11 protein-coding genes are annotated in these 11272 nt (G+C 69.0%); 5 read left to right on the top strand and 6 right to left on the bottom strand.

Annotated elements, in window-relative coordinates:
- Positions 1–64 precede the first annotated feature (64 nt).
- The 6 genes from rsmG to rpmH all read right to left on the bottom strand — a co-directional run bounded on the left by rsmG (position 65) and on the right by rpmH (position 4057).
- Complete coding sequence (gene rsmG / locus ABD156_RS32160) at positions 65–745, bottom strand: 16S rRNA (guanine(527)-N(7))-methyltransferase RsmG (protein WP_344282431.1); 681 nt, start codon at positions 743–745, stop codon at positions 65–67.
- A gap of 661 nt (positions 746–1406) precedes the next feature.
- The gene (locus ABD156_RS32155; RefSeq protein WP_067578310.1) at positions 1407–1946 is read right to left on the bottom strand and encodes a Jag family protein; all 540 of its coding nucleotides are present in this window, start codon (positions 1944–1946) and stop codon (positions 1407–1409) included.
- 27 nt (positions 1947–1973) lie between these two features.
- Positions 1974–3134 carry a membrane protein insertase YidC gene (gene yidC, locus ABD156_RS32150; protein ID WP_344282425.1) on the bottom strand — a complete coding sequence of 387 codons (1161 nt, stop codon included), beginning with the start codon at positions 3132–3134 and terminating at the stop codon, positions 1974–1976.
- 4 nt (positions 3135–3138) lie between these two features.
- Positions 3139–3465 (bottom strand): membrane protein insertion efficiency factor YidD, encoded by a 327-nt coding sequence (gene yidD / locus ABD156_RS32145; RefSeq protein WP_116205228.1) that lies wholly within the window; start codon positions 3463–3465, stop codon positions 3139–3141.
- A gap of 6 nt (positions 3466–3471) precedes the next feature.
- Complete coding sequence (gene rnpA, locus ABD156_RS32140) at positions 3472–3891, bottom strand: ribonuclease P protein component (protein ID WP_344282422.1); 420 nt, start codon at positions 3889–3891, stop codon at positions 3472–3474.
- Positions 3892–3913: 22 nt separating this feature from the next.
- Entirely contained in the window at positions 3914–4057 is a 144-nt protein-coding gene (gene rpmH, locus ABD156_RS32135) for a 50S ribosomal protein L34 (RefSeq protein ID WP_116205226.1), read from the bottom strand.
- A 601-nt stretch (positions 4058–4658) separates the two neighbouring features.
- Between rpmH and dnaA the strand changes: the two genes are divergently transcribed.
- From dnaA to ABD156_RS32110, 5 genes are all read left to right on the top strand, one after another.
- Positions 4659–6353 (top strand): chromosomal replication initiator protein DnaA, encoded by a 1695-nt coding sequence (gene dnaA / locus ABD156_RS32130; RefSeq protein ID WP_344282417.1) that lies wholly within the window; start codon positions 4659–4661, stop codon positions 6351–6353.
- A 910-nt stretch (positions 6354–7263) separates the two neighbouring features.
- The gene (gene dnaN / locus ABD156_RS32125; protein WP_037363523.1) at positions 7264–8397 is read left to right on the top strand and encodes a DNA polymerase III subunit beta; all 1134 of its coding nucleotides are present in this window, start codon (positions 7264–7266) and stop codon (positions 8395–8397) included.
- Between the two features lie 49 nt (positions 8398–8446).
- A complete protein-coding gene (gnd, locus tag ABD156_RS32120; protein WP_344282408.1) occupies positions 8447–9337 on the top strand; it encodes a phosphogluconate dehydrogenase (NAD(+)-dependent, decarboxylating) in 891 nt (296 codons plus the stop codon).
- An 18-nt stretch (positions 9338–9355) separates the two neighbouring features.
- Positions 9356–10510, top strand: coding sequence for a DNA replication/repair protein RecF (gene recF, locus ABD156_RS32115; RefSeq protein ID WP_344282405.1), 1155 nt, complete (start codon positions 9356–9358; stop codon positions 10508–10510).
- Positions 10511–10619: 109 nt separating this feature from the next.
- Positions 10620–11255, top strand: coding sequence for a DciA family protein (locus ABD156_RS32110; RefSeq protein ID WP_344282402.1), 636 nt, complete (start codon positions 10620–10622; stop codon positions 11253–11255).
- The last annotated feature ends 17 nt before the right edge of the window (positions 11256–11272 follow it).

Here is an 11272-nt window from a genome sequence, read left to right as displayed (position 1 = left end):
TAGACGATTCGGGGGCGTTCACACCGCGATGTTTCACGTGGAACGGCGCGGCTCTTGTCGTTCGCTAGCTCCGTCTGCCGCGTGGCCGGTTCGGCTTTGGCGGCAGGCGACGGATCAGGACCACCGTGCTGGGGACTTCGAGTACTGCCTTCCCGCATTCAGCGACCTGTGGTTCGGCACCACCGGCCTTGCGCACCGCGTCGCGGTCGCGGGAGATCTCTTCAGCGGCGCTGGCGCCTTTGAGGGCGACCAGTCGACCTTCGGGACGAACCAGGGGAAGGCACCAGCCCGCGAGCCGAGCAAGAGGGGCGACCGCGCGGGCGGTGACGACGTCTGCGCCACTCAACTGCTCGCGTACGGACCGCTCCTCGGCGCGTCCACGGACGATGGTGATCGGGAGTTCCAGCTTCTCGGCGACCTCGGCCAACCAGTCAACCCGGCGAGCCATGGGTTCCAAGAGCACGATATCGAGGTCCGGTCGAGCGATCGCCAGCGGTACTCCCGGAAGCCCGGCGCCCGACCCCACGTCGACCACGCGCGACCCGGACGGGATCTGCTCGCCGATCACCGCGGAGTTCAGCACGTGCCGCTCCCACAGCCGCTCCACCTCACGCGGACCGATCAACCCTCGCTCGACCCCATGAGTCGCCAGCAGCTCCACGTACCCGGCGGCTTGCTCGACGCGCTCCCCGAACACCTCCACCGCCGCGGTCCGGACCGTCCCGGTGGCGCCGTCCAAGCTCACTACTCCCACTCCTCGCTCCGCGCGTTTCACGTGAAACGCGCTCGGTTGATTGTCCCTGATGCCGACGCCAAATCGAGCCGACAGACCGCAACTGTGGACAACTCCACTCGAGTCGCCGAGCGATCCACAGGTCGTTTCACGTGAAACGCGGTGACCCGGGTGAGCGCGGCCGGCGAGTTTCACGTGAAACGCCACGCTTGTAATTCGCTCTGGGGGACCGGCACGCTGACCGCCCGCGCATCTCGTCAGAGACACGGTGATCACTGACGCTCCACCGTGCCGACGATCGGGATCTCACCGGCGGGGCCGAAGCGCGCGAGTCGGGATGCGGGACACCGCTGCAACGACGTCCCGACAGCCGTCCGGATGAGTACTTCGCCTTCGCATCTCAAGGCATCGAGGCGGCGGCAACGCCAGCCAAGCAACTGGCGACGGTTGGCTGTCGAACCGATGCCGATCGTCCTCCGGCGGCGGGGAGGACTCTCCTCAGCGAAGGAACCGTGCCGATGCGCTTCGAGAGACCGATCGCGGCAGTCGAGAAACTCGGTATGACTCGCCTCCGGTTCCGGAGCACGAAGCAGGCATAAAAGAAGCGGCCCACCGGAACTCCGGTGGGCCGCTTCGGCTCAGTGCTCGACGCGGCTCTGCGCGTCCGAGGGGCTCAGTCCTCGGGGAAGATCACCACGCGGCGCTTGGGGTCCTCGCCCTCGCTCTCGCTCGTGACGCCCTTGACCGTCGCGACCGCGTCGTGGACGACCTTGCGCTCGAACGGGCTCATCGGCTGCAGGCGCACCCGCTCGCCGCTCGACAGCACCGACTCGGCGGTGGACCGGCCGAGTTCGCGGAGCTCCTCCCGGCGGTCCGCGCGCCAGCCGGCGATGTCCAGCATCAGCCGGCTGCGCGAGCCGGTCTCCTGCTGGACCGCGAGACGGGTCAGCTCCTGCAGCGCTTCGAGCACCGTGCCGCGCGGGCCGACGAGCTTCTCCAGGTCGTCGCCGCCGTCGATGCTGACGATCGCGCGGCCCGCTTCGACGTCCAGGTCGATGTCGCCGTCGTAGTCGAGCAGGTCCAGCAGACGCTCGAGGTAGTCGCCGGCGATGTCGCCCTCTTGCACGAGAGCGTCGTCACCGCCCGCCTTCGGCTCGGCCGGTGCGCTCGTCTCTTCCTGATCGGCGTCGATCGTGTCGACCGTCTCCGACATCTTTAGTCTCCTCTCCGAACCGAAGCGTCAGCGACGCTTGCGGCCCGACTTCCTGTTCGAGTCCTTGAGGAGTCCGGGCACTCCGGTGCCGTTCTCCTTCGATCCGTTCTGGTTCGACGTCTGCTCCGGCGCGCTCTCCGCCGGCTCGGCTGCCTTCGTCTCGGACGACGCGGCGCCGTCGGACTTCGTGTTGCCGGACTTGCCACCGGTCGACGTCTGCGCGAAGCCGTGCGCCGAACCTGCCTTGGTCACCTTGCCCTGCTGACCCTGCTGCTGGTTCTTCTTCTGCTGCACGGGCTTCTGCCCGACCTTCGGCGCGGTCGGCTTCTGGCCCGGCTTCGGGCCGAGCGACGCGCGCTTCTCGGCCGCCTCTTCCTTGCGGGCTGCCTCTTCCTTGTCGATCTTCGTGTAGACGAGGCGCTGCTGCATGAGCGTCCAGCCGTTGTTCGCCAGCCAGTAGAAGAGCAGGCCGAGCGGGAAGAAGGCACCGAACACGAGCACACCGAGCGGGAAGACGTACATGGTGAGCTTGTTCATGATCGCGGTCTGCGCGGTGCCCGCGGCCGACGCGTTCTGCCGGGAGACCGAGTGGCGCGCGGTGAGGTGCGTGGCGATCGAGGCGATGATCATCAGCGGCAGCGCGACCGGGAGGACCTCCCAGTGCCACCCGCCGTTCGCGACGTGGCCCGCGACGGCGCCGACGCCGTTGTTGACCGCCTCGCCCATGTTGACGCCGAAGAGCTTCGCGCTGACGTAAGAGTTCACGTCCTGCGCGTTGAAGAAGTAGTTCTCGGTCTTCGGGCCGCCGCCCGCGGGCGGCATGGTGAACGCGCGGAGCACGTGGTTCAGGCCGATGAAGACCGGGATCTGGAGGATCATCGGAAGGCAGCTGCCGAGCGGGTTGACGCCGTGCTCGCGCTGGAGCTTCTGCATCTCCTGCGCCTGGCGCTGCCGGTCGTTCGCGTACTTCTTCTGGATCTTCTTCATTTCCGGCGCGAAGTCTTGCATCTTCTTCATCGACCGGACCTGGTTCACGAACGGCTTGAACATGATGCCGCGGACGGTGAACGTCAGGAAGATGATGCCGAGGATCCACGAGATCGCGGTCGCTTCCCCGAAGACGAACCCGAAGACCTTGTGCCAACACCACAAGATGAAGGACACGGGGTAGTAGATGAAATCGAGCACTGAGCTACTCCTCGATCGGTGTTTCAGGCGTGCGGTGTCGCCACGAGAACTTCTCGGGCACCGGGTCGCGGCCGGGCGGGGTCCACGGGCCGCAGCGAAGCAGCCGGCGCAGCGCGAGATAGGAGCCCTTGGCCGCGCCGTGGCGGGTCAATGCTTCGACTGCGTACGCGCTGCAGCTCGGGTAGAACCGGCAGGCCGGGGGAAGAAAGGGCGAGATCGCCTTGCGGTAGAACCGCACGGGAAGGAGCAGCACCCACGCGACCGGTCCGGGCCGGGGCGGCTTGCCTTCCTCGGGTGCTTCGGTGGTGCTGTGCTCGGAGGTGGCGTCCATGGCCGTTTACACCGCTGATCCGTGGTCGGGTGCCGCGCCCTGCTGACGCGGCTGCCGGGGAGCATCGGCCCCGGACGGCGCGAGGCCGAGCCGGCGCAGCGCGGCGTCGAGATCGGAGCCGAGCTCCGCGCTCGACGCGGACGCCGCCGGAGGCAATGCCCGTACCACCAACGAAGTGCCCGCGGGCAGTGTTCCGAGACGCGCGGAAACGAGGTGGCGCAACCGGCGGGTCACCCGGTGGCGGACCACCGAGTTGCCGACGGCCTTGCTCACCACAAAACCCGCCCTGGCCGCGAACGAGGCGGCCACGGACGGGTCCGTGGTCAACGCATGAACGACGAGGCGGCGCCTGCCGGCTCGGGACCCCCGGCGGAGGACGACCCGGAAGTCCTCGCTCCGCCGCAGACGTGCGCCAGCGGGCAGCACGACGCGGTTCGGCGGAGCCGAGTCAGGCGGACAGCTCGGCGCGGCCCTTGCGACGGCGCGCCGCGAGGATGCCGCGACCCGCGCGGGTCCGCATGCGCAGGCGGAAACCGTGGGTCTTCGCGCGACGACGGTTGTTCGGCTGGAAGGTGCGCTTGCCCTTGCTCACTGCTTCTCCTGTGTCTCGGCCGTCGGGCGACGGCGGATTCCCCGGCGCCCGGCGTGTCGTGCGGGTCGCACGGAAGTTCGTGCTGTCTCCTACCACCGGGTGGTCTCGTCACGACGAGCGACGACATACGTAGGCACGCGAAACGCACCCGTCGCATACGGGAGACCTTACGAGGGTACGCACCCCGGTCGTGAACGCCGCAGGCGCCCCTCCGCCACCCTCGGCGACCGACCCGCGAGACTGCCTCCCGGCACGGCGCGGCACCGAATGGCAACACGCCGTACACCGTGAAATGCTTGCGCAGCACCACGCCTTGTGGCATCGGGCAGGGCTTGTTAGCGTGCCTCTCTCGGCCTCCGGGCAGGACTGATGCCGCTTCGCCGGCGCCGGGGGGTGTGGAGGCGCCCGGGGAGTACGCCGAGCCCGCAGGTGGCGTGGCTGCGGACGGCCGTACATTAGTGCACAGCTGTGGACAACTTTGTGGATATCGCTGTGCCGTCGCGCGGGTGAGTCCGGACCGCGTGCTTCGAGGCGAGCTTCCAGGACGTGCTCGGGGTGGGTCCGAGGCGTGCGCGCCGACGAGGGGAGGGGAGTCAGACCGGTGTCGGAGCACCAGCACAATCTGGGCGTCATCTGGGAGCAGGTGGTGCGGGAGCTGTCCGACGGCACCCTCTCCCCGCAGCAACGAGCCTGGATGCGGGTGACCCGCCCGATCGGTCTCCTCGACGGCACCGCGCTGCTCGCCGCGCCGAGCGATTTCGCGAAGGAAGCCATCGAACGCGCGCTGCGCACCTCGATCACCGAAGCGCTGTCCCGGCGGCTCGGCCGTCCGGTGTCGCTCGCGGTGAAGGTCGACAGCACCGAACCGGTCGCGCCGGTTCCCCGTTATGCGGCGTCACCCGCCCGGGTGGAAAACGATGTCCCGCATCCGGAGCCGATGCCGATGCCGCCCGCGAGCCCGCACACGGAGAACGGCCAGGCCGATCACGTGCGCCCGGAGCGCCCGAAGCCGAAACCGCCGCCGCGGCGGCCGCAGGTCGAAGCGGCCGGTCTTCCGCCGGCGCGGGTCGACCCGCCGCCGCCGCCTCAGCAGCAGCCGCTGCACCCGGCCCACCCCGGCCTGGACGACATCGAGGACCCGGACGAAGAAGTCGACGAAGAGGGCGAAGCGCTGGCGACCGCCAACGAGATCTGGCCCCGGTTCGCCGGGCAGCCGATCGCGGGGCAGCCCTACACCGCGCCCGCGCAGCCGCAGACGTCGAAGACCAAGCTGAACGAGAAGTACAACTTCGACACCTTCGTCATCGGCGCGTCCAACCGCTTCGCGCACGCCGCCGCGGTCGCCGTGGCCGAGGCGCCCGCCCGGGCGTACAACCCGCTGTTCATCTGGGGTGAGTCCGGGCTCGGCAAGACGCACCTGCTGCACGCGGTCGGGCATTACGCGCAGCGGCTGTTCCCCGGCATGCGCGTGCGGTACGTCTCCACCGAAGAGTTCACGAACGACTTCATCAACTCGCTGCGCGACGACCGCAAGGTCGCCTTTCAGCGGCGCTACCGCGACGTCGACATCCTGCTGGTGGACGACATCCAGTTCCTGGAGGGCAAGGAAGGCACCCAGGAGGAGTTCTTCCACACCTTCAACACGCTGCACAACCAGAACAAGCAGATCGTGGTCAGCTCCGACCGGCCGCCCAAGCGGCTGGAAACCCTGGAGGACCGGCTGCGGACGCGGTTCGAATGGGGTCTGATCACCGACATCCAGCCGCCTGAGCTGGAAACCCGGATCGCGATCCTCCGCAAGAAGGCGGCGCAGGACCGGCTCGCGGTGCCCGGCGACGTGCTGGAGTTCATCGCGTCGCGGGTCGAGGCGAACATCCGCGAACTGGAGGGCGCGCTGATCCGCGTCACCGCGTTCGCGTCGCTGAACCAGCAGCCGGTGGAAGCCGGGCTCGCCGAGATCGTGCTGCGCGACCTGATCCCGGATTCGCACACGCCGGAGATCACCGCGCCGACCATCATGGGCGTGACCGCCGAGTTCTTCGACGTGACGCTCGACGAGCTGTGCGGGCCCGGCAAGACGAAGGCGCTCGCCACCGCCCGCCAGATCGCGATGTACCTCTGCCGCGAGCTGACCGAGATGTCGCTGCCGAAGATCGGGCAGACGTTCGGCGGCCGCGACCACACGACCGTCATGCACGCGGACAAGAAGATCCGCAAGGAGATGGCCGAGCGCCGGCGGATTTACGACCAGGTGCAAGAGCTGACGTCGCGGATCAAGCAGCGCGCGCGGCAGTAGCCGACTGACGCGTTTGGACACTCGCTTGTAGACAGTCCTGTTTCGACCCCAAGGCCACCACGGACCTCCCGTGGTGGCCTTTTTCGTGCTCTGACTGGCTTCTCGCGCGTACGCAGCCGAAGTGTGCGTACGCAGCGGCGTAGGAGCGAAGCACGCGTACGTATCCACAGACGTCCACAGCCTGTGTACACAGAATTTCTCAAACTTATTGATACACAAGGGGTTTTCCCCAGGGTGTGGGCAGTTTGCCCACAGTGCCAACGGATCCCGGAGCTGCGACGACCCGGATTTGATCCACATCCCACTCACACCGAATCCACAGGTTGTCCCCAGGGTTGTCCACGCTGATTCCCCAGGTTGCCCACAAGTCATCCACAGCTGTGGTTCGTCACTCACCAGGGCGATCCCGGCCGCTCGGACTGCCCCCAGAGCCTGGGTACAACTCGGCCCCAACCTGGGGACAACCCTGGGGACAACTGGGCCGGATTGTGGATGAATCGGGGACGGCCCGAAACCATCCACGGATCGGCCGAACCATCCACCGATCCGCCACCAGGGCTGCCCACAGGCCCGCGCCTGCCACGACCAGCGCGAACGAGCCCTGTCCACACAATCCACAGCCCCTATTACTGCTACTGGTTTTTCATCTCTTCTAAGAAAGAACAGAACAAAAACAGGCGGAGGACGAAACTGGGGACAAGCCGAGATTCGTGTCGTCTTGTCGACAAAGTGAAGGGGAGGCCGAGGTGACGGCACCCCCGGCGACGGCCTAACGTGGATGTCTGCAGCTGGTCCGTTCCCGCGCGGGGCGGACCGGACCGGCGGGGACCCGGTCGCACGCGGTGCTCACGACCGGTACCCGGCGACCCCTTCACGAGCCGAGGGGCTCGGCTGTCGAAAGGAAGCGCGCATGAAGATCCGCGTCGAGCGCGACGGGCTCGCCGACGCCGTCGCGTGGGTGGCCAGAAGCCTCCCCTCCCGGCCTCCGGTGCCGGTCCTGGGCGGCGTCCTCCTCGACGCGGGCGCGGACGGGGAGTCCGACGCGCTCACGGTCTCCGGCTTCGACTACGAGGTCTCGGCCACGGTCGGCGTTCCCGCGACCATCGCCGACGGCGGACGGCTGCTCGTCTCCGGCAGGCTGCTGGCCGACATCACCAAGGCGCTTCCCGCGCAGCCGGTGGAGATCTCCGTCGACGGCGCCCGCGCCACCATCACGTGCGGCAGCGCCCGGTTCAGCCTCCCGACCATGCCGGTCGAGGACTACCCGCAGCTGCCGTCCCAGCCCGCGCACGCGGGCGAGCTCACCGGCGACGTCTTCGGCCAGGCGGTCACCCAGGTCGCCACCGCGGCAGGCAAGGACGACACGCTCCCCATGCTCACCGGCATGCGGCTGGAGATCTCCGGCGAGACGCTCACCCTCGTCGCCACCGACCGGTTCCGGCTCGCCATGCGCGAGTTCACCTGGAAGCCGGCCGAGGGCCTGTCCGACGCCGCGGTGCTCGTCCCGGCGCGCACGCTCGCCGAGGCCGCCAAGACGCTCGGCGGCGCGGGCACCACCGTGCAGCTCGCGCTCGCTTCCGGCGACGGCCTGCTCGGCCTGTCCGGCGCGGGCCGCTACACGACCACCCGGCTGCTCGACGCCGAATTCCCGCCGTACCGCCAGCTGCTGCCCGCGAACCACACCTCGCGCGCGGTCATCGAGGTCGGCGCGCTCACCGAGTCGATCAAGCGCGTGTCGCTGGTCGCCGAGCGCGGCACCCAGGTGCGGCTCGAGTTCGGCGACGGCTCGCTGCGGCTGTCGGCCGGCGGCGACGACGAGGGCAGCGCCGAAGAGGAACTGCAGGTCGACTACGAGGGCGAGCCGGTCACCATCGCGTTCAACCCCGGCTACCTCGTCGACGGGCTCGGCGCGCTGCACAGCGACCGGGCCGAGCTGACTTTCACCACGCCCAACCGGCCGGCGCTGATCAAGCCCGCCGACGCCGAGGGCAACGTCGTCCCCGGATATCTCTACCTGCTCATGCCGGTCCGGCTGCCGGGCTGAGCGGCGCGCGTCCAACCGAGGAAAACCGATCCAATCCAAAGGGGATCTCATGGTTCAGCTGGGTCTCGTCGGCCTGGGCAAGATGGGCTTCAACATGCGCGAGCGGCTGCGCGCCGCCGGGCACGAGGTGGTCGGCTACGACCGCAACCAGGACGTCAGCGACTCGGCGTCGCTCGAGGACCTGGTGTCCAAGCTGTCCGGTCCCCGGATCGTGTGGATCATGGTCCCGGCCGGGGAGCCGACCCGGCAGACCGTCACCGAGCTCGGGCAGCTGCTGTCCGAGGGCGATCTGGTGATCGACGGCGGGAACTCGAAGTTCACCGACGACAAGCTGAACGCTGATCTGCTCGCTTCGCACGGGGTCGGCTACCTCGACTGCGGCGTCTCCGGCGGCGTGTGGGGCAAGGACAACGGCTACGGCCTGATGGTCGGCGGCGCGGCGTCCGACGTCCAGCGCGCGATGCCGATCTTCGACGCGCTGCGTCCGGAGGGTCCGCGCGAGGAAGGCTTCTCGCACGCCGGCTCGGTCGGTGCCGGGCACTACGCGAAGATGATCCACAACGGCATCGAGTACGGCATCATGCAGGCCTACGCCGAGGGCTTCGAACTGCTCGAAGCGGCGAAGACCGTCGACGACGTGCCCGCCGTGATCAAGGGCTGGCAGCGCGGCACCGTGGTCCGCTCCTGGCTGCTCGACCTGCTGGTGCGCGCGCTGGACGAGGACCCGGAGCTGGACGACCTCGAGGGTTACGTCGAGGACTCCGGCGAAGGCCGCTGGACGCTGGAGGAAGCGGTCAACAACGCGGTGCCCGCCCCGGTGCTCTCGGCCGCGCTGTTCGCCCGGTTCTCCTCGCGGCAGAAGGACTCCGCCGCGATGCGCGCCGTCGCCGCGCTGCGCAACCAGTTCGGCGGCCACGCGGTGAAGAAGGCCGGGAGCTAGCTCCCGCGGTCCCCGCCCGTGTATCTGCGACATCTCCAGGTCACCGACTTCCGGTCCTGGCCGCTGGCCGACCTCGCCCTCGAACCGGGGCCGGTCGTGCTCGTCGGCCAGAACGGCCGGGGGAAGACGAACCTGCTCGAAGCGATCGGCTACGTGGCGACCCTCGGTTCGCACCGGGTCGCCACGGACGCCCCGCTCGTCCGCCATGGCTGTGAACGCGCGCTCGTCCGGGTCGCGGTCGTCAACGAAGACCGCGAGCTGACAGTCGAACTCGAGATCACGCCCGGCCGCGCCAACCGTGCCCGCGTGAACCGGGGCGCGGTCGGCAAGCCGCGCGACGTGCTCGGCATTCTGCGTACGGTGCTGTTCTCTCCCGAGGACCTCTCACTCGTGCGCGGCGATCCGAGCGAACGCCGTCGGTTCATGGACGAGCTACTCGTGCTTCGCGCGCCTCGGTACGCAGGCGTGCGCGCGGACTACGAGAAGGTGCTTAAGCAGCGCAACGCGCTTCTTAAGACTGCGGGCAAACGCCGTACTGGTCGCGAAGATCCGTACGCACTGTCGACGCTCGATGTGTGGGACGACCATCTCTCGGTGGCTGGCGCGCAGCTGCTGGCCGCGCGGTTGAACCTCATCGCGGACCTCGCGCCGTACACGGCTGACGCTTATATGGGCGTCGCACCGGACTCTCGCCCGGCGAAGATCGCGTACAAGTCTTCGCTCGGCGACGCGCTTCCGCCGTCGTACGGCGTGCCTGGCGGAGAGCGTGCGGACGCGGAGGTACTGCGCGAGCTGTTGCTGAAGGCGTTGGCCGACTCGCGGCGGCAAGAACTGGAGCGAGGCATCAGTCTCGTCGGCCCGCATCGGGACGAACTGGAGCTGATCCTGGGCGAGCTCCCGGCGAAGGGCTACGCGAGCCACGGCGAGTCGTGGTCGTTCGCGCTCGCTTTGCGGCTCGGAAGTTACGAGCTTCTGCGTGCCGAAGCGGGCGAACCGGTGTTGTTGCTGGACGATGTCTTTGCCGAACTCGACCGCAAGCGCCGGGCCCGGCTGGCCGAGGTCTCCGCGGGCGCCGAGCAGGTGCTCATCACCGCGGCGGTGGCCGAGGACGTGCCCACCGAGCTCGCCGGCGCGAGGTTCACGGTGGCCGACGGGGAGGTGAACCGTGCCTGAACAGCCACGACGACCACGCGGGGTGACCGGGGTCACGCGAGTTGCCCACCGATCTGGGGACAAACCTGTGGACAGTGTGGATAAACCCGGAGCCGCGTTATCGCCGCGCGTGACGAACCGGCCGGATGGCCGTCTTGACACCTCGAAAGCGGAAGACACCCCCCGAAATCCCGCGCGTGGCGCGACTGAGCGTGACAGTTCCGCTGGGCCGAACGAGACGCCCGCTGGGGACGCGCCGAGCGGCCGCGACCTCGCGCACGCCGCGCTCGAAGCGGCGAAGGCGAAAGCCCGCGAGCGAGGAGCCCCGCCGAATCTCCGGCGCGGCCGGATCACCGGCGGCGGCGGGCAGAACCGCGCGCGCCGGCGCTGGTCCGGTCCCGGCTCGGACCCGCGCGACCCGCAGCCGCTCGGCAGGCTCGTGTCGAGGCTGATCTCCGACAGCGGCTGGCAGGACACGATGACCAACGCGCGCGTGTTCGGGCAGTGGGCCCGGCTCGTGGGCGAGGACGTGGCCGAACACGCCCAGCCGGTTGCGCTGAAAGACGGCGAGCTGACCGTTCGAGCGAGTTCCACCGCGTGGGCGACGCAGTTGCGGTTGCTGCAGGGCAAGCTGCTGGCGAAGATCGCCGCGGGCGTCGGGAACGGCGTGGTCAAGCGGATGCGGATCCAGGGTCCGACCGCTCCGAGCTGGCGGAAAGGCCCCCGGCACGTGCCTGGCCGCGGGCCGCGTGACACGTACGGCTGACGGGGGTTGCGCTTCGC

Source organism: Amycolatopsis albidoflavus, from assembly GCF_039525725.1.
In the GTDB taxonomy this organism is placed as follows: domain Bacteria; phylum Actinomycetota; class Actinomycetes; order Mycobacteriales; family Pseudonocardiaceae; genus Amycolatopsis; species Amycolatopsis albidoflava.
This window is presented reverse-complemented; position numbering and strand designations above follow the sequence as displayed.

Excerpts from the sequence above, each read along its gene's own strand:
- ABD156_RS32155 (WP_067578310.1), bottom strand. The coding sequence starts at position 1,946 with ATGTCGGAGACGGTCGACACGATCGACGCCGATCAGGAAGAGACGAGC.
- yidD (WP_116205228.1), bottom strand. The coding sequence starts at position 3,465 with ATGGACGCCACCTCCGAGCACAGCACCACCGAAGCACCCGAGGAAGGC.
- dnaN (WP_037363523.1), top strand. The coding sequence starts at position 7,264 with ATGAAGATCCGCGTCGAGCGCGACGGGCTCGCCGACGCCGTCGCGTGG.
- gnd (WP_344282408.1), top strand. The coding sequence starts at position 8,447 with ATGGTTCAGCTGGGTCTCGTCGGCCTGGGCAAGATGGGCTTCAACATG.